A 20,399-nucleotide genomic window follows, 5' to 3' on the forward strand; every position below is an offset into this window, starting at 1 on the left:
CGGGTGGACTACTTGGTTTTTTTGTTCTGTACCTGTCTTTGCCAAAAAGTCTCGCCCCCGTCCTTTCGGCACCCCTACTCTTCATGCATGACACCTAGCTATGGGGGCTTGGCGCTCGAAATTGTGGTACCGGTTTTCAATGAGGAAGCCGTACTCCAAAACAGCATCTCAAGGCTCGCCGAATATCTGACGCACGAAATGCCTTCGACATGGAAAATAACCATCGCCGACAATGCAAGCACCGATCGGACTCCGGTGATTGCAGCTCGACTCAGCGAGCAACTGCCGAATGTTGAATATCGGCGCCTTGAAGTCAAGGGACGCGGCTATGCCCTCCGTGATGCTTGGGGTTCCTCTGAGGCGAAAGTGTTGGCGTACCTGGACGTGGACCTGTCCACAGACCTGGCAGCGCTTCCTCCACTGGTCGCTCCCCTACTGTCGGGGCATTCCGATATTTCCATCGGCACGCGGCTTGGCCAAAGTTCTCGGGTAAGCCGTGGACCGAAGCGGGAGTTTATTTCGCGGTCCTACAATTTCCTGCTTCGGCGGACAATGCAGGTGCGCTTTTCGGATGCGCAGTGCGGGTTTAAGGCAATACGCGCCGATGTAGCCCGCCGCCTGCTTCCGCATGTTGAAGACAATGGCTGGTTCTTCGATACAGAGTTGCTGATTATTGCCGAACGTTCCGGCCTTCGAATCCACGAGATCCCCGTCGACTGGATAGACGACCCCGACAGCCGCGTCGATATCAAGCAGACCGCCCTCGACGATCTGCGCGGTATGGCCCGGGTGGCCGGCTCTCTGGTGAAGGGTTCCATTCCGGTACAGTCGATCTACGCTGAACTTGGCCGTAGGCCCATTGTGACTCCTGGCCGGCCGAGTTTCTTTGGCCAAGTGATCAGGTTTGGCTTGGTTGGGGTTGTCTCAACTTTGGCTTTTGCGATGCTTTATTTGATGCTGCAAGGTCCCTTCGGCGCCCAAGAGGCAAACTTCCTGGCCCTGCTGCTCACAGCAGTGGGCAACACGGCGGCTAACCGCAGGTTCACCTTCGGCATCAGCGGGCCAACCAAACTTTTCACTCAACAGTTCCAGGGACTGATCGTCTTCATGATGGCCTGGACTATCACGTCCTCGTCGTTGTTGGTGCTTCATGCCGTCACTCTGGATGCCGCCCCGAGCGCGGAACTCCTGACCCTGACAGGCGCCAACGTACTAGCAACGCTGATGAGGTTTGTGCTCCTCCGGCTGTGGGTCTTCCGGGTGCGACGGAGCGACCAACATTCGGCGGTGCTGGCGCTGCGCCCTGCTGGACAGCCTGCCCGTTGAGTACACAAGAGGCGGCCCGGCGAGCGGGGCGCCACGACGTTAGCGCTGCTCAGAGACCCCGATGGGAGAAATGGGCTATCACCGGCCTGTTGCTTGTTTCGTCCGTGGTCTACGTTTGGGGAGTTGACCGCAACGGCTGGGCCAATTCGTACTACTCCGCTGCAGTGCAGGCGGGTCAGCACGACCTCGGCGCATTCTTCTTCGGGTCGGCTGACTGGGGGAATTCCATTACGGTGGATAAGCCGCCACTCAGCTTATGGGTCATGGGGTTTTCTGTTCGGCTATTCGGACTGAATCCGTGGGCCATCATGGTTCCCCAAGCAGCCATGACGGTTGGTAGTGCTCTCCTTGTTTTCGGGCTCATGAGACGTTGTTTTCCTTTTGCTGCCGCGCTGCTCTCGGCTTCTGTGTTCGCCTTCACGCCCATCACCGTGCTGCTGGCCCGCTACAACAACCCAGATCCCCTGATGGTGTTGCTCATGCTTTCCGGTCTCTACGCCGGCGTCCGTGCCACAGAGGCTGGCAAAGCAAGATTTTTGTACTTTGCTGCATCGCTGCTGGCATTGGGATTCCTTGCCAAGCAACTTCAGGCGTTCCTCGTTCTACCGGCGATTGCTTTGATTTTCTTGGTCTACTCCGCTGCGGCTTGGCGCAAGCGCATAATGATCCTTCTTACCGCCGCCGCAATCCTGGCAATGACTTCCTTCGCTTGGCCGCTATCCGTCGATCTCACGCCGTCTGGATCTCGTCCCTACGTGGGTGGCTCGACGACAAACAGCATGGTGGAGCTGACCCTTGGCTACAACGGCCTCGACCGTATTCTGCAGCAGGAGGATGCCCCTTCGACAGCCCTCATTCCGGAAGAGCTACGGAGTGTGGCCACGGATGCCGGGTGGTTCCGCTTGTTCAACGCAAACTATGGACAAGAGATCGGGTGGCTGTTAGTGCCGGGGATCCTTGCCGCCATCGCCGTCCTCGTGCGCTTAGTTCGAGGCGGATACAACCGTAACCAGTCCATACTTGCACTCGCTTCAGCAGCTTGGATGCTGACGACGTATTTTGTGCTTAGCTTCATGGGGAATAGTTTTCACTCTTACTACACTGCATCCCTTGCTGTTCCCTTGGCCCTATGCATAGGGCTGGGCGCCGACCTCTTAGCAAGATCCGGGCGGACGGCATCGAGCCGCATTGGCCTAGCCGCCGCACTCATCGCCAGCTCGATCTTTTCACATGCGATGTGGCAACTCAGTAGCGTATATCCGGAGTGGCTGAGCAAAACCTCGTTTTTCTTGGGGTTGATCAGTGCAGCAGTGCTATCCGTGCCCGCGCCAAAGTGGTGGATAAGGCGATTGGCCTCCTGGGTGGCTATCGGGGCCCTACTCGTCGGCCCCGCCCTCTGCTCGGCGATCACTATGACCACTCCACAAGAAGGCTCCAATCCGATGTCCGGCGGACTCTCGAGAAGTCCAAATACGCTCAGTCGCTTCCTGCACGGCGTAAAACTCCAAAGCCCGGCCTGGGCAGCAGGTGTAGCGATCGGAGTAGACCCTAGCCCGGGACTCTCGGACCTTCTAAGAAGTGCTCCTCCGGAATGTACCTGGGCCGCGGCTACTTATCCTGGGCAGACTGCTGCCGGCTTTCAGCTCGAAATCCGACGACCAATCATGGCCGTTGGAGGATTCGCCGGCGTGGATCCCAGTCCGACGCTTGAACAATTTCAAAGGTGGGTAGCCGCCGGCCGGGTCTGCTACCTCGTGGAACAACCGGAACAGCTGAAGATCCCAGGCAACAGCAAGGAGCTCATCGCGATTCAGGAATGGGTTGTCGACACATTCAGAGCGGAGAAAATTGATGGCGTCACTGTTTACCGCCTCGCTTCCTAAGCCTGGCTTGATCGGAGAAAAAACGCAGCCCGACAGTTGGTGGATTCGGCGCTGGCCGGAAATGCTTCTGGCAGTCATCTCCGGGTCGGTTTATTTTTGGGATCTCACCATCAACGGGTGGGGTAACCCTTATTATGCTGCTGCAGCACAGGCTGGAGCCGCAGATTGGGTTGCCCTTGTGTTTGGATCCGCCGATGCAGGGAACGGCGCCACAGTTGATAAGCCGCCACTGCACCTGTGGGTGTTGGCCCTTTCAGTGAAGGCACTTGGACTCAGCTCGATGAGCGTCTTGGCGCCGCAGGCTCTAATGGGCGTGGCGACCGCTTGGTTGGTCCAACGGACAGCGATGGTATGGGGCAGTCGTAGGCAAGCGTTTCTGGCTGGACTGTTCGTGGTCCTGACGCCTGTCACTTCCATGATGTTTCGGTTCAATAATCCGGACGCCCTACTGCTTCTGCTATGGGCTTTGGTCGCATTTTTCGCAGTCAGAGCCGTGGAACAGTGCGCAACGCGCTTCCTGTACCTAGCCGCGTTCCTTCTGGGAATCGCCTTTCTGTGCAAGCAGTTTCAAAGCTGGATTTTCGTACCCGCAATTGCCCTGGCATTCATGGTCTTCGGCTACGACCGATTGTGGACCAGGCTGCGTCGCCTTTCGATCGCGGCACTGATCATGGTCTCGCCAGCTACATTCTGGATCACCCTCGTAGAATCGACCCCGCCATCACAGCGACCTTGGATCGGCGGTTCGAATAGCAATAGCTTCCTTGAACTGACTTTTGGGTACAACGGCTTCGGGAGACTGACAGGCCAGCCTGGCCTGGGCGCCGTCAACCCAAAGGACTTCGACGGAGTTGTCGGCCACGATGCCAGTCTGCTCAGACTCGTGACGATCAACTACGCGCCAGAGGTCGCGTGGTTTCTACCCGTGGCACTTCTTGGCGCCGCCATCATGCTCTCGGGACTCCTAAAACGCCAATACAATCGCTTAGAAGCCTTCTCCGCTGCCCTGACGGTCATCTGGTTTTTGACCACATTCGCGGTGTTGAGCTTTATGACGGGTGATATTCACCCTTACTACACTTCTATGGTTGCCCTACCTATGGCTGTCCTCTCAGCTCACACTTTTGAAATTTTCTGGGTAAACCGCAGCAGCAGGGCGCATCTTCGAGGAGCCGCTCTTCTCGCACTCCTTTGCGTGTTCTTGGGCTCGGGCATATTAACCTGGTTTCAGGATTGGCACCCATGGGCTGGATTTACGGTCAAGGTTGCAGGGCTCGCTGCGGTGACTATTCTCTGCCTGCCCAGTGCAGGAAATCGCTTGCGACTCACTTCCCCGGCGTTGACTATAGCCGGCCTGACTGTTGTATTGATTCCACTGCTCTTCATTTTCGAATCGATATCCACACCGCAGCAGGGATCCTTTCCAATTTCAGGCCCGGTGCCCACTGCCGAGAGCTGGCATAAGCGAGACGCTGACCAACTAATCAATGCAGAAAAAGAAAACTACGCACTTGCCCGAGGAGAACCGGTGATCCCGCGGATTTCTGCCCTCATAGAAAGGGCACCGCTTGATGCACGGTGGGCCGCTGCAACCACTGGCAGCGAAAATGCGGCCTTATACCAGCTGTCCACAAAGCGGCCGGTTATGTCTATCGGTGGGTTCTCCGCCTTAGATGCTTACCCGAAACTAGCAACGTTTCAGGAGTACGTGGCCGACGGAAAAGTTCGGTACTACATACATCAGCCGGGGATCCTGACTTGGTCCGCCAGCCCAAACACGCTCGCCGTCGTAGCCTGGATCGAGGGCAACTTTGGCTTCGAAGAGATTGATGGCGTGCGTCTATACGACCTCCGCCATCAAGTCGGCTGACGCACAAAAGCCCGCCCCGCCAACGGCGGGACGGGCTTGAGTATGCGCGGGATTAGCGCTTGGAGTACTGCTGAGCCTTACGGGCCTTCTTGAGACCGGCCTTCTTACGCTCAATGACGCGGGCGTCACGTGAGAGGTAACCGGCCTTCTTGAGGGTGGCGCGGTTGTTTTCGACGTCGATCTCGTTCAGTGAACGGGCGATGCCGAGGCGCAGTGCGCCGGCCTGGCCGGAAATGCCGCCGCCGTGGATGCGCGCGATAACGTCGTAGGCGCCTTCAAGATCAAGGATCTTGAAGGGCTCGTTGACGTCCTGCTGGTGCAGCTTGTTCGGGAAGTAGTTGTCCAGCGCGCGGCCGTTGATGGTCCATTTGCCGGAACCCGGCACAACGCGGACGCGGGCAACGGCTTCCTTGCGGCGGCCAACTGCTGCGCCGGCGACGGTCAGCGCCGGGCGTTCCTTTTTGGGCGCAGCAACATCAGCAGCTCCGCTTTCCGAGGTGTAGCTGGTCAGGGTTTCCTCAGCCTCAACGGCTTCGGTGGTCTCTTCGTTCTGAGCCACGGTTCTCCTTGTATAGATAAGTTGTTTGGTGGCCAGGACTACTGGGCGACCTGGGTGATTTCGAACGTCTTGGGCTGCTGGGCAGCATGCGGGTGCTCTGCACCGCGGTACACCTTCAGCTTGCCCAGCTGCTGTGCAGCGAGGGAGTTCTTGGGGAGCATGCCCTTGATGGCCTTCTCAACGGCGCGGACCGGGTTGGATTCCAGGAGTTCCGCGTAGTTGACGGAGGTCAGGCCGCCCGGGTAGCCGGAGTGGCGGTAAGCCCGCTTCTGCTCCAGCTTGGCGCCGGTCAGTGCTACCTTTTCAGCGTTGATGATGATGACGAAGTCGCCCATGTCCATGTGGGACGCAAAGGTGGCCTTGTGCTTGCCGCGCAGCAGGATTGCGGTCTGGCTGGCAAGACGACCAAGGACAACGTCTGTGGCGTCAATGACGTGCCACTGGCGGTTGATATCGCCGGGCTTCGGGGTGTACGTACGCACGGTTTTTGCCTCGTTCTTGTTCTGGCGTTCTTGTTTAGGTGTCACTAAAGCGTGTGCACCTACTATCTATGCGCTACCGGAACAGAGGTGAGGGCTCCATGTAACCAGTCATCCTGAGTTCCCGAATGTGCACGTTGAGTAGTCATCCTGCAACCGGATTCTCAAGCGGGCACGCATCATCGAGAAAGGACACGCACAACGACTACCAATATTAGCTTGAAGCGGGCGCCAGGGTCAAAATGAGGTAACCGGAGGCTCTATTGCTGCCAGCCGGCATGACGCAAGCAGGGGGATACGTTGGATATTTTGAGCGTAGGCGGTACTTTCGGCCCATTGCTCGTGGCAGTCCTCGGACTCCTTGGGCTTATAGTTTCACCCTTAGCGGAGCTGCTCATCGCCAGACTTCTCCCCCGGCTCGGCGGACTGCCGGCACCGCACGTCCGAATTACTGCGGCGGCAGTCACCGGGGCACTATGTACTGCCTTTGCGCTGAGGTTCGGGAACGATCCTGTGTTGCCAGCCTTCGTTCTTTTAGCTGTGATGGGCGTACAGCTGGCGCGGATCGACATCTCACTACATCTACTGCCGAATCCTCTAGTTCTCCTGCTTGTTTTTGCAGGCGCATTTCTTCTTGCCTCTTCCGCACTTGCCGGCTCCCCGTGGTCATACATCGCCCGCGCGGCCGCTGGCGGTGCAATTCTGTTCGTCGCTTACCTGCTTCTGGCAATAATTTCCCCTGGCGCCGTGGGCTTGGGAGACGTCAAGCTTGCGGCACCTCTGGGCCTCTACTTGGGCTACCTAGGTTGGATGCATCTGCTGTACGGCGCTCTGCTGGGCTTTGTCCTAAACGGTATATTCGCGGCAGCCGTCGCAGCACGAAAGCGCCCAGATCGGGCCTCAGAGGTGGCCCATGGGCCCTCCATGGTCGCCGCGGTTGCACTCGTCTCGCTCCTTTTGGCCTAGCCGCGAACCGGACAACGTCCCATCTCCGCCGACTAGTCCCTGGAGTTCATTTCCAAGTAGTAGTCCAGGGATGAGAGATTTCTCCTGAGTACTCGTCCCTCCGTTCCAAGTACGCACCAAAATCGACCCGGAGAAACTCGAGTACTACTACGCATTGTTGCCCAGAAATGCCAGTGCCAATCTTTTCTTAGCGAAGTCCAGCCGCTAAGGAATTATGGGGGCAGCTGGAAATTCGTTGAAAGTATCCAAATCAATTTCATCGAATTAAGGACAATACAATGACTTCTCTTATGGTCTCAATGATGGCCTTCGTTGCCGGCGTCAAGGATCGTTTCTCCTCCGAAAAGGGTGCCACGGCTACGGAGTACTCCCTTCTCGTCGGACTCATCGCGCTCGTTATCGTCGCTGGCGTGACACTGTTCGGCGGAAACCTGAACACCTTCTTCAACGGTCTCGCCGGCAAGGTTGGCGCCTGGTAATCGCGAACGTCGAATAAGAAGGCTACGAACCATGTCCGGTTTCAAAGCAACTTTCGAACAGTTCGTCATAACCGTTCGGGCGATCTTCTCCAACGAAAAGGGTGCTACAGCGACTGAGTATTCACTTTTGGTGGGCCTCATAGCCCTGGTGATCGTCGCCGGGGTGACGCTCTTCGGCGGAAACCTGAACACCTTCTTCAGCAGCCTCGCCGGCACGGTGGGCGGCTGGTAGCGAAGTCCAACCGGTGTGCCGCGCTACGGCGCGGCACACCACACTTATTTTCAAGCTGCAACCGTCCAGGGGGACCCTTTGAAACGCAGCCACAGAACTTCCGATAACGGCGAACGAGGTGCCGTAGCCGTCGAATTCGCGCTGGTCGCTCCGATACTCATCGCCTTGATTATCGCGGTTGTCGAGTTCTCGAACGCCTACAACGTCCAGGTTTCTGTGACTCAGGCGTCCCGCGAGGCGGCCCGGACGATGGCAATCACAAAAGACTCGGCCAAGGCCACTGCCGCAGGCAAAGCAGGAGCGCCTTCGATCAACAGCAACCTCCTAACCTTCGACTACTCCGCTGCAACATGTCCCACGGCAACACCGACAGCTAACGCCGTCGTGACCGTGACTTACACCGGCACACCCCTCACTGGATTCTTCGGGTCCTCTCTAACGCTCACAGGCAAAGGAGCCATGCAATGCGGCGGCTGATCAAGCGGACGAAGTCCACCAGCTCTGGCGAACGCGGAGCGGCGGGTGTTGTCGTCGCAGTCATGATGCTCGTTCTCGTCGGCGCCGGCGCAGTGGCAGTCGACGTCGGCCAAATCTATTCCGAGCGCGCTCAGCTGCAGAACGGCGCCGATGCGAGTGCACTCGCTGTGGCCCTTAGCTGCAAGCAAGGCACCTGCAATACATCTTTGGCTGACGGTCTCGCCAACTCCAACTCAAACGACGCCGCCAGCACTGCGGCCGTCGACCTTTCCCAGGCTGGCCTGGTGACGGTCACCACGTCCACGAAGAACGGCTCATCAAGCTTCCTGACGAACCTGTTTGCAAATGCCATCAATGCGGGCCCGGTCACGGTTGGCGCTCAAGCGACAGCCGGGTTCGGAGTGCCTGGAAGCGGATCAGGGTTCCCGCTGGCCCTTTCGGATAACTGCTTCAACCTCGCCTCAGGAAGCCAGACTGCCGAAGTGCAAAAGATGTCCTACAAGCCAGGTGGTACCTGCACCGGTCCGTCCGGAACACAGATCCCGGGCGGGTGGGGCTGGCTGGATGAAGACACTCCATGCAATGCCGTCACTCAAGTCGGCACTAATGAGATGGGCTCAGATCCTGGCAACAATCCACCGAGCGGTTGCGCCACGATCCTCGGGACCTGGAAAACCACTCTGCTAGCCGGGGGCGAGGTGAAAGCAATCTTCCCAGTCTTCGACGTCGCTAGCGGCACTGGTCAAAACGCCACCTTCAACGTCATCGGCTACGCGACCTTCAAAATCTGGGGCTGGAAGTTCGGCAACAACGGGGTTTATGAGTTCCGCAATACCAGCACCGACCCCGGCATGACGAGTGCCCTCGCTTGCACTGGCGGCAACGACCGCTGCGTCATCGGCCAGTTCGTCAAGTACACCGCCATCGGTTCGGGAACCTTTGTGCCCGGCGGCGTGGATCTTGGCACTTCGGAAATCCGACTCATCAAGTAGTTCCAACTAAGGGGAAGTAGAAATGAAAGCACGCCTACTGGGAGGCATCGCCGCATTGGTTGTCGCAATCATTGGCACAGTCCTTCTATTCAATTACGTACAGGGCGCCGATCGTCGCGCTCTCGCAAACACCGAAACTGAAGACGTACTGGTGCTGAATCAGGAAGTACCAGCCGGCACGCCGGCGAACCAGCTTAGTCAGTATGTCGTCACCAAGGCGGTACCACGAAGCGCAGTGGCTGCTGACGGGGTTGATGACATCGAGGCCCTGGGTTCGAAGGTGACTTCCGTGGCCCTTGTTCCCGGGGAGCAACTGTTGAACAGCCGAATGGTCGACGCCAACGCATTCCTGGGGCCGGCCCGTGTTTCTGTACCGGATGGCCTGCAGGAAATCACGGTACGACTCGGCATTGAGCGCGTGGTCGGCGGCCAGATCCAGGCCGGCGACACAGCCGGCGTTTTTATTTCCCTCGGAGATGGAGCAGCAGCTGGTGAAGGCACCGCCGCAAGCGGAAACGGAACGCAGTTGACCTTCCACAAAGTCCTGGTCACTGCCGTTCAGTTCAGTTCCGGCGCTCCTGCTCAAACGCAGTCCCAAACTGCACAGGCTAGCTCGCAGGGCGCCCTGAACTCAGAAAGCGACAACAAGCAGACTTCCAGTGACTCGTACCTGATCACATTTGCAACGAACGCCGTTGACGCCGAAAAGCTGGTGTACGCCGCAGAGTTCGGAAAAATCTACCTCTCAAAGGAGCCGGCCGATGCAACCGAGGGCACGAGCGGCGTCGTCAACCAGACAAGGGTATTCCGATGAGCCGCTTCATACTTATCTCCCCCTCCGCTGACTACGAACGTCGCGTCCGTGCTGCTATCGCCCCACTCCGTGGCTCCCTGCAGTTCTACCAGGCGGCCTACCTGCCCGACGCGCCTGAAGACATTCTCCGGCAGCAGACGGGCGAGGCTCCGGAGGTCCTGATCCTAGGGCCAGGCCTTCCCATGGATGAGGCTTTGAAGTTCGCCGCTGTCCTGGATCTCCAGTACCCCGAAATTAGCATCGTGCTCACAGCCGACGACGACGGCGAGACAGCACTGAACGCAATGCGCTCAGGCATCAGGGACATCATCTCTCCAAACGCGGACTCGGACATGGTCCGGGCCCTTGTTGAGAGAGCCAGCCTCTCCGCGGCTGGTCGCCGGCGGGGCCTGGCCCCAACGGCTGCGGAAGGTCCGAATGCCGATGGCGGCCGAATCGTTGCTGTCATGTCCCCTAAAGGAGGCGTCGGGAAGACCACCATTGCCAGCAACCTGGCTATCGGCGTCGGTCAGATTGCGCCGATGAGCGTTGTCATCGTAGACCTCGACCTTCAGTTCGGCGATGTGGCCAGTGGCCTCATGCTCGAACCAGAGTTCACGATTACGGACGCTGTCGTGGGTGCTGCCAGCCAGGACGCAATGGTCCTGAAAACCTACTTATCACTGCACCCGAGCAACATCTATGCCTTGTGCGCTCCACGCAATCCCATTGACATGGACAGGATCACGGGCGAACACGTGAGCCACCTGCTTCGGCAGCTGCGCTCAGAATTCCAATACGTCATCGTGGACACCGCCCCAGGCCTCGGCGAACATGTCCTGGCAACATTGGAACAGGCCACGGACGCTGTTTGGGTGTGCGGCATGGACATTCCCAGCATCCGCGGACTTCGCACTGGATTCCAGATCCTCTCGGAACTCGATCTGCTTCCGGACAATAGGCACGTCGTGCTGAATATGGCCGATCGCAAGACCGGACTGACAGTCCAAGACGTTGAAGCGACCATCGGCGCGCCTGTCGATGTCGTACTTCCCCGCTCCCGTGCTGTTCCGTTCTCCACCAACAAGGGGGTACCACTCTTGCAGGACGGCAGCCGGGACGGTGCTGCGAAGGGCCTTCGCCAGCTCGTCGAGCGATTCAAACCCAATTGGGAAGCACCCCACAAGAAGCTGCACCGAAGGGTGGTAGTGTCATGAACCTCTCGAATCGATTTGCCAAGTTGCGTACTGACGGCGCTGATGTGGCCGAGATCGACACGCCAACAGTGCCGGCCCCACCAGCTTCGACTTTGAGCTCGATTCAGCAGGCCCAGGCCGCAGAGCAGGCATCGGCGGCGCCTACTAGCTTTCAGGTCACCTCCGGGAATGCCAGCGAGGCGCTCACCGCGCTTAAAGAACGGGCCAGCCAGGCTTTGTACGAGCGCCTGGGCTCTCGGATCACCGACTCGTCAATGGAAGAATCCGAGCTGCATCAGTTTGTAAAGGACGAGCTGAAGGCGGTCGTCGACGAAGAACAGGTTCCCCTCTCGACGGTTGAACGGCAGCGCCTAACCCGGGAGATCATCGACGACGTCCTGGGCCATGGCCCGCTGCAGCGGTACCTCGATGACCCGAGCGTCACGGAAATCATGGTGAACCGCGCGGACCAAATCTACGTGGAGCGTCACGGCCAGTTGTTCATGACCGACACAAAGTTCGCCAACGAAGAAGCGCTGCGAAAAGTGATTGAACGAATCGTCACCCGTATCGGGCGGCGGATCGACGAATCCTCGCCGCTCGTAGACGCCCGTCTCTCCGATGGATCCCGCGTTAATGCCATCATCCCGCCTCTCGCTGTCAACGGGGCATCGCTGACCATCCGAAAATTCGCTCGGGAAGCGCTCACCGTTGAGAAACTCATCGGATTCGGGAGCCTGTCCCCCGAAATGGCGGAACTGCTCCAAGCATGCGTTCTGGCAAAAATGAACATCATCGTCTCCGGTGGTACCGGCACCGGCAAGACCACGATGTTGAATGTACTGTCCTCCTTCATCCCTGCCACGGACCGCATCGTAACCATCGAGGATGCAGTGGAACTGCAACTTCAGCAGGATCACGTGGTCCGTCTGGAGAGCCGCCCACCCAACATCGAAGGCAAAGGTGAGGTTTCCATCCGCGATTTGGTGCGCAACTCGTTGCGCATGCGGCCCGACCGGATCGTTGTTGGTGAAGTTCGCGGTGGTGAGTCGCTGGACATGCTTCAGGCAATGAACACTGGCCATGACGGTTCAATTTCAACCGTCCACGCCAACTCACCGCGAGATGCCGTGGCCCGTTTGGAAACCCTGGTGTTGATGGCCGGCATGGACCTTCCTCTTCGGGCCATCCGTGAACAGATTGCGTCCGCTGTGAACCTTATTGTTCACATTTCGCGGCTCCGGGATGGGTCCCGCCGAGTTACGCACGTTACCGAAGTACAAGGGATGGAAGGTGACATTGTGACCCTCCAGGATGCGTTCGTCTTCGATTACTCGGCTGGCATAGATGCCAACGGACGATTCCTCGGCAAGCCGATACCGACGGGCGTTCGGCCGCGCTTCACCGACAGATTCGCTGAGCTTGGAATCAAAATATCTCCCGCGGTGTTCGGCGCCCAGGCCGCCAGGAGCCGATGATGGAGGCCCCGGAAGTCCCGGCAACTTTCTTCGTGGTTGGAATCCTGTTGGTCTTCGCCGCAGTGATCATTTTGTTCGCAGTCGTCTTCAAACCGCAGAATGTCATACCCGTTTCGCGGCGCCGCCCGGAAGCGGTTCTGACGACATCCGGACTTACGCGACTCACAGATTCCGCGGTCGGCGTGATCAACAAGCGCCTCAAAGCGCGGAGCGGTTTCCTGGTTGACCGAGAGAAACTGGAAAGGGCAGGCCTGAAAACCCAGCCTGCAAACTTCCTGCTGATGATGGGTGCCGGGGCCTTTGTCGGTTCGGTCGTTGGATTCCTTTTGGGCGGGTTTCTCATCGCAGTACTTCTGCTCGCAGCGGTTCCGGCAGGCATGCTCACTTATTTGTCCTTGCTAACCTCCAAGCGGCAGAGCAAGTTCGATGAGCAACTGCCTGACACGCTCCAGATGCTGACAGGCAGCATGCGCGCCGGACACAGCCTCCTGCGGGCCATCGATGCATCAGCGCAGGAGTCTGACGTTCCAATGTCCGAGGAACTCAGCAGGATCATCAATGAGACAAGGATTGGCCGGGACCTTGGGGAATCCATGGTTGACGTTTCCAAGCGAACGGGAAGCGAGGATTTCTCGTGGATTTCGCAAGCAATCGAAATCCATCGCGAGGTAGGCGGGGACCTTGCCGAGGTTCTGGATCACGTCGGTGAAACAATCCGCGACCGCAACCAAATCACTAGGCAAGTGAAAGCACTCAGCGCTGAAGGCAAAATGTCTGCTGCGGTTCTCATGGGACTCCCTATTGTGCTGTTCTTCGCCCTGATCTTCATCAACCCCCAGTACGCCAAAACTTTTACGACGACCGTTCCAGGTTTTCTTATGTTGGGCGCTGCCGGCGTGATGTTGACGGCTGGCGGATTCTGGCTCAGCCGACTTATCAAGCCGAAGTATTAGGAGGGGCGACATGTCACCCATCGCACTTGGCGCCATGCTCGCCATCGTTCTTCCCATCTCATTCCTCGTCTGGATGGCCTTTGCCACGGATCGGGTTGCCATCCGCAACATCCAGGCCAACCTGGGACAACGGGCTCGCAACACCACGCGCCCGAGCTTGGCAATCCAATTCAGCGGCATGACTCGCCGGATTACTCCAGGCAGCTACGCGGCCTGGCTGGACAAGCAGCTTGCAGGAGTAGGCCGTCCCAAGCAATGGCCTATTGAAAGGCTTCTGGCCGTCAAGCCTCTGCTCGGACTCGGCGCAGGATTCCTCGGGCTTCTTAATCTGCTCGCCTCCCCGTCTCCTGCCCGCATCGCTATCCTGCTCGCAGCCATCGCGTTCGGCTACTTTGCGCCCGACCTGTTGCTGCGGAGCAACGCGGAGAAGCGGAGGAAGGCGATCCAGCAAGAGTTGCCAAACACTCTGGATCAGATGCTGATCTCCGTCCAGGCCGGGCTGGGCTTCGAAGCCGCGATGGCCCGCGCGGCCCAAAACGGTGCAGGTCCCCTCGCTGACGAGTTCATCCGCACTCTCCAGGACATGCAGGTAGGGCGCTCGCGCAAAGAAGCCTACTTGGCGATGTCCGAGAGGGCTGATGTACCGGACCTCCGCAGCTTCATTCGCTCAATTGTTCAGGCGGACGCGTACGGCATCGCCATCGCGAAGGTGCTGAAGATTCAGGCGAAAGAAATGCGCATGAAGCGTCGTCAACGCGCTGAGGAGCATGCCATGAAGATTCCGGTGAAGATTCTTTTCCCACTCATTTTCTTCATTTTCCCAACTCTGTTCATTATTCTGCTCGGGCCGGCAGTCATGAACATCATCGCGGCATTCTCCTAAGCGGACCAATGAAACACCTGACAGAGCATCTGGGCTACATCTGGACTCTTACCACGGGCATCTGGGCCCAGGAGAAAGGCGCAACAGCAACGGAGTACGGCGTTCTTGTCGGTTTCGTTGCCATCGTGATCCTCGCTGGAGTTGGCCTTTTCGGGACTTCCCTCAACGGCGTTTACATGGACCTCTCCGCTGGTGTGCAGACGGCTCTCGGCATTCCCTAACCAAATCCGGGCTTTCTCCTTAACCCACCCCCACCGCGCCATCCGGCGCCCCAAAGACCGGACCCCCTCGGCACCCAGAACCGAGGGGGTCCGCTTGTGCGCCCAGACATCCCGGATTCCAAGCTTCAGCGCAGGGCCAGCAAAGGAAAAGCGCAGGAAGAGAGCATGTTGGGAAGGCTTAGCACAGGATGATGCAAATTCCCGTCAATGGGCCATCAAGCGTTGCTATGTTTTTGTCAGAGCTGGTGCAGGACCAGCTTTCCCACTCGCTCAGGAGTCTCAAAATGCTTTCTCTTTACACGAACCTCGCAGTCCGCCTCCAGCGCAACGAAAAGGGTGCCACCGCCGTCGAGTACGGCATCATGGTTGGCCTCATCGCTGTTGTCATCATCGTTGCCGTCACCCTTCTTGGTGGCTCGTTGAACACAATGTTCGAAGAAGTGCAGTGCCGGGTCGGCGGCGGCGCATGGACGGCAACCGCGGGAACCGCTACCACGTCCGCTACCGGATCCTGCGCCTACACTCCCTGAGTCAGGGGACGCCCCACCAGGCAGCACGAGGCACAAGAGTGGCGGCGGCCTATGCCGCCGCCACTGTTCATGTAAACGGCCGACTGACTACCCCGAAAGGCTTCTCCATGTCCAGGGCATCCGAGCGCGGCGCCGTTGCGGTCGAGTTCGCGATCGTCGCACCCCTCCTGGTCATGCTGCTCTTAGGGATCATGGAATTCAGCCGCGTCTACAACGCGCAGGCGTCGCTCTCGGCTGCCGCGCGTGAAGGGGTCCGGGTCATGGCAATCTCCAACAACGTCACCGCGGCCCGAAATGCAGCTAAGAGCACAGCGCTTTCCCTACAGCCCGGCTTGGCAGATGCGAACATCACCTTCAAGAACCTCGATACGCCCACATCAATAACGTGTGCACCCGGCCACCGCATGTCCATCACCATCACGTACACCCTGTCCACCATGACAGGCATAGCCGGCCCCTTCACCATGACGGGCAAAGGAGCAATGCTGTGCGGCGGCTGAACCGAACCGACGTGAAGAACGACGGCGAACGCGGCGCCGTAAGCGTCATCGTCTCCATGATGTTGGTGGCACTTTTAGGTTTCGGCGCCATCGCCGTGGATGTGGGCATGCTCTACGCCGAACGGACCCAGCTCCGAAACGGAGCCGACGCCGCTGCCTTGGCGATCGCCCAAAAGTGCGCTAAGAGCGTCAGTGATCCGGACTGTTCTGCAACTTCTTCCCTTGCCGCATCCCTCACCAGCGGCAACGCCAACGATGGCCTCAGCAACATCAAGTCCACCGTCCTGGACAAAACTGCCCGGACAGTAACTGTGACTGCGTCCGCGCAGGAGGCCGGCCACTCCCCCAATGAAGTCTCCCTCTTCTTCGCCCGTGCCCTGGGAATGAATACGGCGGAGGTCAACGCCCCGGCAACCGTCGCCTGGGGCAGCCCGGAAAAGGGGCCCACAGCATTCCCTATCACCGTCTCGGTTTGCCAGGTTCGAAGCAAGACTGACGTGATGCAGCTTCTCCAGTTGCATGGGAAGAACGCCAACCCCGACTGCAACTACGGGCCGTCCGGGGCCGCAGTCGAGGGCGGGTTCGGTGAACTTAAGCAGGACCCCGGCCAGTGCGGCGCGATCATCGACATCGCCACCAGCACTGCCGGCGGAGACACCGGTAACAATGCGCCGCCGAACTGTGAGGCGACATTGAACGGCTGGGCGGCGGACATGAATGCGGGCAAGGACGTCATCCTCTTGCTGCCCATCTTCAATTCAGTGACCGGCACCGGCACAAATGCAGTCTTCGGGCTTACAACCTTCGCCGCATTCAGGGTTGCCGGGTGGAAGGTTGGCAACGCGGGCCTTCCCTATACCTTCCGCAACAGGTCACCGGACGTCCCTTCAGCCCTGGAATGCAGAGAACCATGCCGGGGCATCATCGGAACCTTCGTCAAATACGTTTCCTTGGCCGACGGCTACACCCTGGGGCCAATAAACGCGGACGGCGCAACAGTCGTCGAACTCAGCTATTAGTTCAGGGAAAACCATGATTTGTGAAACCTACAGGAGCAGTCAGTGAAGTCACGTTTATTGGCCGGAGTGGTGGCAGTGCTGCTAGCCATTGTTGGAGCGGTCATCGTGGTGTCCTACGCCCAGGGAGCCGATCAGCGGGCGGTCAGCGGACTGGACCCTGTCGGCGTCCTGGTTGTGACCAAAGCCGTTCCGGCAGGTTCCTCCGCTGAGACGCTGAAGGCATCGGTTGCCCTTCAGGAACTTCCTGGTACCGCCGTCGCTAAGACTGCCCTGAACACGCTGGACGGAGCGGTCGGGAAGGTCACGTCCGCAGACCTCGTCCCCGGCGAGCAACTGCTTGCAGAGCGGCTGATCTCGCCTGAGGAACTGAGGACCTTGGGTTCGGTCCCTGTCCCGGCAGGCCTGCAGGAAGTCTCCTTCCAGCTGGAACCCCAGCGCGTTGTGGGCGGACGCCTGGCGGCGGGCGACACTGTGGGCATCTTCATCACCATGCCCAGTGGCGGCATCGAAGCCAAGGCCGATCAGGAAACCGTACAACTGTCCATCCGCAAAGCACTGGTGACCGCCGTCCAACGGGCACCGGAAGGGGCTGTGGCAAATCCGGCCCCATCGGCGAGCGCGGAACCGGCACCGGATCCCCGTGACGTGAACCTCCCCACCGGACTTCTTATGGTCACTGTTGCGGTGAACGACATCAATGCGGACAAGATCGTCTTCGCCTCAGAATTCGCTGCCCTCTGGCTCAGCAAGGAACCGCTCGACGCGCAGGACAGCGGACCGCGCGTCATGACCAGGTCGGACCTCTACAAATGAGCCGCTTTGTCGTTATTACTCCCGACGTCAGCTTCGACGCCCGCCTCCGTCAAGCTGTTGCCGGCGGCCTGCAGGGAGGCGTACAGACTTTCTTCACTACCCTGCTGCCCGCGGACCCGCACGAACTCTTCGCCAGCCTGGACCAGGAACATCCTGAAGTGCTGGTCCTGGGACCGGAAGTGCCTCTGGACGAAGCACTCCGGTTCGCGACGGTCCTGAACGTCGGTTTCCCGGAACTGAGCGTCATCGTAGCCGCAGAGCCTGACCCCGATTTCCTTCTGCACGCCATGCGGGCAGGCATCCGGGACATCGCCTCCCCCCACTCGGATCCAGCGCAGCTTCGGGTGCTCCTGGAGCGTGCCAGCCAGTCCTTCGCGCACCGGTACCGTGCAACGGCGCCCCAGCAAGCGCCGGAGTCCAACAAGGGCCTGGTCATCGGCGTCTTCTCCCCCAAGGGCGGCGTGGGCAAAACTACCATCGCCACCAACATCGCCATCGGGCTGGGCAAGGTAGCGCCCATGAGCGTGGTCATTGTGGACCTGGACCTGCAGTTCGGGGACGTGGCTTCCGGGCTTTACCTTGACCCCGAGCACACGGTGACGGACGCGGTGTCGCCCGCCGCGAGCCAGGACTCCTTGGTCCTCAAAGCCTTCCTCACCGTCCACCCGGGCAGCATCTATGCGCTCTGTGCTCCCCCAACGCCCGTGGACGCGGACGAGATCACCCCGGACCAGATCAGCCGGCTTCTGGAACAGCTGTCTGAACAGTTCCAGTACGTCGTGGTGGACACGGCACCCGGTCTGCCGGAAATTGGGCTCGCCGCCATGGAAAAGTGCACGGACGTGGTGTGGGTCAGCGGCATGGATATCCCCAGCGTCCGTGGCCTGCGCTCGGGCCTGGATATCCTCCGCCAGCTGGACGTTCTTCCGGACACCCGGCACGTGGTCCTGAACATGGCCGATGCCAAAACCGGCCTAACCGTCCAGGACCTCGAATCGACCATCGGAGCGCCCGTAGACGTGAGCATCCCTCGGTCCCGCGCCGTGGCGCTGTCCACCAACCGCGGAATCCCCGTCCTCCAGGAGCCCGTAAAGGACCCCGCAACCAAAGGGCTGAACCAGCTCGTGGAACGCTTCAACCCTGCGTGGCGGGAAAAATCGCAGCGCAAACTCCACCGAAGGGTAGTGGTCTAGATGAAACTTTCAGAGCGCATCAGTGCCGCCCAGGGAAAAGCCCAGCCAAGTTCCCAGCCGGCTCCCTCGAAGGCTTCAGCCCCCACGCTCGATGTGCCGCGTCCTGAAGTTCCTGCCCAGCGCGTGCAGTGGTTTGAACAGGCTCCGGAACAACGGACGACGACGGCGGCACCGCCTGCCGCCGTCGTCGTCACCGCGCACGCCCATCAGGAAGAGACGCGGCCGAAACCCCTGCAGCCCGTGGACGTCTTCGCCGCCCTCAAGGAAAGGGCAGCGACGGCGCTGTTCGAACGTCTTGGCGCCCGCTTCAACGACTCGTCCATCACGGAACAGGAACTGAAGTCCTCAGCCCGGGATGAACTGACACGGATCATCGACGCCGAGCAGGTGCCGCTCTCCCCCGAGGAACGCACCCGCCTGGTGCAGGATGTGGCCGACGACGTCCTGGGCTACGGTCCGCTTCAACGGCTGCTGGATGATCCCGCGGTCACCGAAATCATGGTCAACCGCATGGACCAGATCTACGTGGAGCGCAAAGGGCACCTTACCCTTGCAGACTCCCGCTTCAGCTCCGAGGAGCACCTTCGCAAGGTCATCGAACGTATCGTCTCCAAAGTGGGCCGCCGCATTGACGAGTCCTCACCCCTGGTGGACGCCCGGTTGGAAGATGGCTCGCGCGTCAACGCCGTTATCCCGCCCCTGGCCGTAGGCGGGTCCTCCCTGACCATCCGTAAATTCAGCAAAGTTCCGCTGACCGTCAGGAACCTCATCGACTTCGGCACCCTAACGCCGGAGATGGCGGAACTGCTCAATGCCTGCGTCAAGGCCAAGCTGAACATCATCGTCTCCGGCGGAACGGGCACGGGCAAGACCACTCTGCTCAACGTCCTGTCTTCCTTCCTCCCGGCAAACGAACGGATTGTCACCATCGAGGACGCGGTGGAACTCCAGATCCAGCAGGACCACGTGGTCCGGTTGGAGAGCCGCCCTCCCAACACCGAGGGCAAAGGCGAAGTGACCATCCGCGAACTGCTCCGCAACTCACTGCGTATGCGGCCGGACCGCATTGTGGTGGGCGAGGTCCGCGGCGGCGAATCGCTGGACATGCTCCAGGCCATGAACACCGGCCACGACGGTTCCCTCTCCACCGTCCACTCCAACTCCCCGCGCGACGCCGTAGCCCGGCTGGAAACACTGGTGCTGATGGCAGGCATGGACCTGCCGCTGCGGGCCATCCGGGAGCAGATCGCGTCCGCCGTCAACCTGATTGTCCAGATCTCGCGTTTACGTGACGGTACGCGGCGGATCACCCACGTCACCGAGGTCCAAGGCATGGAAGGGGACATCGTCACCCTCCAGGATGCATTCGTCTTCGATTATTCCGCCGGCGTTGACCAACACGGGCGCTTTCTGGGCAAACCCGTTGCAACCGGCATCCGGCCGCGGTTTATCGACCGCTTCGAGGACCTCGGAATCCATGTATCGCCAGCTGTTTTCGCGACCCCGGCCGGTCCTGGTCCGGCTGGTGCGAGCCCTGCCGGACCTGGAAAGGCCTAG

22 protein-coding genes are annotated in these 20,399 nt (G+C 59.6%); 20 read left to right on the forward strand and 2 right to left on the reverse strand.

The features are described 5' to 3' along the window. Positions 1-87 precede the first annotated feature (87 nt). The 3 genes from AU175_RS18715 (at position 88) to AU175_RS18725 (ending at position 5,079) form a co-directional block, all read left to right on the forward strand. Entirely contained in the window at positions 88-1,326 is a 1,239-nt protein-coding gene (locus AU175_RS18715) for a bifunctional glycosyltransferase family 2/GtrA family protein (RefSeq protein ID WP_066293169.1), read from the forward strand. A gap of 89 nt (positions 1,327-1,415) precedes the next feature. After that, positions 1,416-3,209, forward strand: coding sequence for an ArnT family glycosyltransferase (locus AU175_RS18720; RefSeq protein ID WP_156642470.1), 1,794 nt, complete (start codon positions 1,416-1,418; stop codon positions 3,207-3,209). Then, positions 3,178-5,079, forward strand: a complete 1,902-nt coding sequence (locus AU175_RS18725) for an ArnT family glycosyltransferase (protein WP_082979285.1) — start codon at positions 3,178-3,180, stop codon at positions 5,077-5,079. Before AU175_RS18720 ends, AU175_RS18725 begins: the two co-directional genes overlap by 32 nt. A gap of 52 nt (positions 5,080-5,131) precedes the next feature. On the opposite strand, the gene rpsI is transcribed toward AU175_RS18725, so the two are convergent. Beyond that, on the reverse strand, positions 5,132-5,638 hold the full coding sequence (gene rpsI, locus AU175_RS18730; RefSeq protein WP_066293177.1) for a 30S ribosomal protein S9: 507 nt from the start codon (positions 5,636-5,638) through the stop codon (positions 5,132-5,134). A gap of 38 nt (positions 5,639-5,676) precedes the next feature. Continuing rightward, positions 5,677-6,120 carry a 50S ribosomal protein L13 gene (gene rplM, locus AU175_RS18735; RefSeq protein WP_015937805.1) on the reverse strand — a complete coding sequence of 148 codons (444 nt, stop codon included), beginning with the start codon at positions 6,118-6,120 and terminating at the stop codon, positions 5,677-5,679. Between the two features lie 339 nt (positions 6,121-6,459). Here rplM and AU175_RS18740 point away from each other — a divergent pair, with 339 nt between their 5' ends. The 17 genes from AU175_RS18740 to AU175_RS18820 all read left to right on the forward strand — a co-directional run bounded on the left by AU175_RS18740 (position 6,460) and on the right by AU175_RS18820 (position 20,399). Further along, the gene (locus AU175_RS18740; RefSeq protein WP_231938653.1) at positions 6,460-7,083 is read left to right on the forward strand and encodes a prepilin peptidase; all 624 of its coding nucleotides are present in this window, start codon (positions 6,460-6,462) and stop codon (positions 7,081-7,083) included. A 278-nt stretch (positions 7,084-7,361) separates the two neighbouring features. Continuing rightward, a complete protein-coding gene (locus AU175_RS18745; protein ID WP_045729605.1) occupies positions 7,362-7,562 on the forward strand; it encodes a Flp family type IVb pilin in 201 nt (66 codons plus the stop codon). Positions 7,563-7,593: 31 nt separating this feature from the next. Further along, positions 7,594-7,794 carry a Flp family type IVb pilin gene (locus AU175_RS18750; protein ID WP_066293178.1) on the forward strand — a complete coding sequence of 67 codons (201 nt, stop codon included), beginning with the start codon at positions 7,594-7,596 and terminating at the stop codon, positions 7,792-7,794. Between the two features lie 78 nt (positions 7,795-7,872). After that, entirely contained in the window at positions 7,873-8,271 is a 399-nt protein-coding gene (locus AU175_RS18755; RefSeq protein ID WP_066293179.1) for a TadE/TadG family type IV pilus assembly protein, read from the forward strand. Further along, positions 8,259-9,263, forward strand: a complete 1,005-nt coding sequence (locus AU175_RS18760) for a pilus assembly protein TadG-related protein (protein ID WP_066293186.1) — start codon at positions 8,259-8,261, stop codon at positions 9,261-9,263. The genes AU175_RS18755 and AU175_RS18760 overlap by 13 nt, the downstream gene beginning before the upstream one ends. A 22-nt stretch (positions 9,264-9,285) precedes the next feature. After that, a complete protein-coding gene (gene cpaB, locus AU175_RS18765) occupies positions 9,286-10,077 on the forward strand; it encodes a Flp pilus assembly protein CpaB (protein ID WP_066293193.1) in 792 nt (263 codons plus the stop codon). Next, positions 10,074-11,273 carry an AAA family ATPase gene (locus AU175_RS18770; RefSeq protein WP_066293197.1) on the forward strand — a complete coding sequence of 400 codons (1,200 nt, stop codon included), beginning with the start codon at positions 10,074-10,076 and terminating at the stop codon, positions 11,271-11,273. Before cpaB (AU175_RS18765) ends, AU175_RS18770 begins: the two co-directional genes overlap by 4 nt. After that, on the forward strand, positions 11,270-12,730 hold the full coding sequence (locus tag AU175_RS18775; protein WP_066293199.1) for a CpaF family protein: 1,461 nt from the start codon (positions 11,270-11,272) through the stop codon (positions 12,728-12,730). Before AU175_RS18770 ends, AU175_RS18775 begins: the two co-directional genes overlap by 4 nt. 47 nt (positions 12,731-12,777) lie before the next feature. Then, the gene (locus AU175_RS18780) at positions 12,778-13,683 is read left to right on the forward strand and encodes a type II secretion system F family protein (RefSeq protein ID WP_331711963.1); all 906 of its coding nucleotides are present in this window, start codon (positions 12,778-12,780) and stop codon (positions 13,681-13,683) included. A gap of 10 nt (positions 13,684-13,693) precedes the next feature. Beyond that, complete coding sequence (locus AU175_RS18785; protein WP_066293202.1) at positions 13,694-14,566, forward strand: type II secretion system F family protein; 873 nt, start codon at positions 13,694-13,696, stop codon at positions 14,564-14,566. Between the two features lie 8 nt (positions 14,567-14,574). Further along, positions 14,575-14,787, forward strand: a complete 213-nt coding sequence (locus AU175_RS18790; protein WP_066293204.1) for a Flp family type IVb pilin — start codon at positions 14,575-14,577, stop codon at positions 14,785-14,787. A 284-nt stretch (positions 14,788-15,071) separates the two neighbouring features. Then, a complete protein-coding gene (locus tag AU175_RS18795; protein ID WP_066293205.1) occupies positions 15,072-15,317 on the forward strand; it encodes a Flp family type IVb pilin in 246 nt (81 codons plus the stop codon). A 107-nt stretch (positions 15,318-15,424) separates the two neighbouring features. Then, positions 15,425-15,817, forward strand: a complete 393-nt coding sequence (locus AU175_RS18800) for a TadE/TadG family type IV pilus assembly protein (protein ID WP_066293207.1) — start codon at positions 15,425-15,427, stop codon at positions 15,815-15,817. Next, positions 15,805-16,836 carry a pilus assembly protein TadG-related protein gene (locus tag AU175_RS18805; protein WP_066293209.1) on the forward strand — a complete coding sequence of 344 codons (1,032 nt, stop codon included), beginning with the start codon at positions 15,805-15,807 and terminating at the stop codon, positions 16,834-16,836. The genes AU175_RS18800 and AU175_RS18805 overlap by 13 nt, the downstream gene beginning before the upstream one ends. Before the next feature lie 42 nt (positions 16,837-16,878). Then, positions 16,879-17,649 carry a Flp pilus assembly protein CpaB gene (gene cpaB / locus AU175_RS18810; RefSeq protein WP_082979286.1) on the forward strand — a complete coding sequence of 257 codons (771 nt, stop codon included), beginning with the start codon at positions 16,879-16,881 and terminating at the stop codon, positions 17,647-17,649. Beyond that, entirely contained in the window at positions 17,646-18,842 is a 1,197-nt protein-coding gene (locus AU175_RS18815; RefSeq protein ID WP_066293212.1) for an AAA family ATPase, read from the forward strand. The genes cpaB (AU175_RS18810) and AU175_RS18815 overlap by 4 nt, the downstream gene beginning before the upstream one ends. Continuing rightward, positions 18,843-20,399, forward strand: coding sequence for a CpaF family protein (locus AU175_RS18820; protein ID WP_066293216.1), 1,557 nt, complete (start codon positions 18,843-18,845; stop codon positions 20,397-20,399).

It is taken from the genome of Arthrobacter sp. B6, assembly GCF_001663775.1.
In the GTDB taxonomy this organism is placed as follows: Bacteria; Actinomycetota; Actinomycetes; order Actinomycetales; family Micrococcaceae; genus Arthrobacter.

What these genes read in the sequence shown, in the direction of transcription:
- AU175_RS18750 (WP_066293178.1), top strand. Translation starts at nt 7,594, where the DNA reads ATGTCCGGTTTCAAAGCAACTTTCGAACAGTTCGTCATAACCGTTCGG.
- AU175_RS18770 (WP_066293197.1), top strand. Translation starts at nt 10,074, where the DNA reads ATGAGCCGCTTCATACTTATCTCCCCCTCCGCTGACTACGAACGTCGC.
- AU175_RS18815 (WP_066293212.1), top strand. Translation starts at nt 17,646, where the DNA reads ATGAGCCGCTTTGTCGTTATTACTCCCGACGTCAGCTTCGACGCCCGC.
- AU175_RS18785 (WP_066293202.1), top strand. Translation starts at nt 13,694, where the DNA reads ATGTCACCCATCGCACTTGGCGCCATGCTCGCCATCGTTCTTCCCATC.
- AU175_RS18775 (WP_066293199.1), top strand. Translation starts at nt 11,270, where the DNA reads ATGAACCTCTCGAATCGATTTGCCAAGTTGCGTACTGACGGCGCTGAT.
- AU175_RS18790 (WP_066293204.1), top strand. Translation starts at nt 14,575, where the DNA reads ATGAAACACCTGACAGAGCATCTGGGCTACATCTGGACTCTTACCACG.
- AU175_RS18795 (WP_066293205.1), top strand. Translation starts at nt 15,072, where the DNA reads ATGCTTTCTCTTTACACGAACCTCGCAGTCCGCCTCCAGCGCAACGAA.
- AU175_RS18745 (WP_045729605.1), top strand. Translation starts at nt 7,362, where the DNA reads ATGACTTCTCTTATGGTCTCAATGATGGCCTTCGTTGCCGGCGTCAAG.
- cpaB (WP_066293193.1), top strand. Translation starts at nt 9,286, where the DNA reads ATGAAAGCACGCCTACTGGGAGGCATCGCCGCATTGGTTGTCGCAATC.
- AU175_RS18760 (WP_066293186.1), top strand. Translation starts at nt 8,259, where the DNA reads ATGCGGCGGCTGATCAAGCGGACGAAGTCCACCAGCTCTGGCGAACGC.
- AU175_RS18715 (WP_066293169.1), top strand. Translation starts at nt 88, where the DNA reads ATGACACCTAGCTATGGGGGCTTGGCGCTCGAAATTGTGGTACCGGTT.
- AU175_RS18800 (WP_066293207.1), top strand. Translation starts at nt 15,425, where the DNA reads ATGTCCAGGGCATCCGAGCGCGGCGCCGTTGCGGTCGAGTTCGCGATC.
- AU175_RS18820 (WP_066293216.1), top strand. Translation starts at nt 18,843, where the DNA reads ATGAAACTTTCAGAGCGCATCAGTGCCGCCCAGGGAAAAGCCCAGCCA.
- AU175_RS18725 (WP_082979285.1), top strand. Translation starts at nt 3,178, where the DNA reads ATGGCGTCACTGTTTACCGCCTCGCTTCCTAAGCCTGGCTTGATCGGA.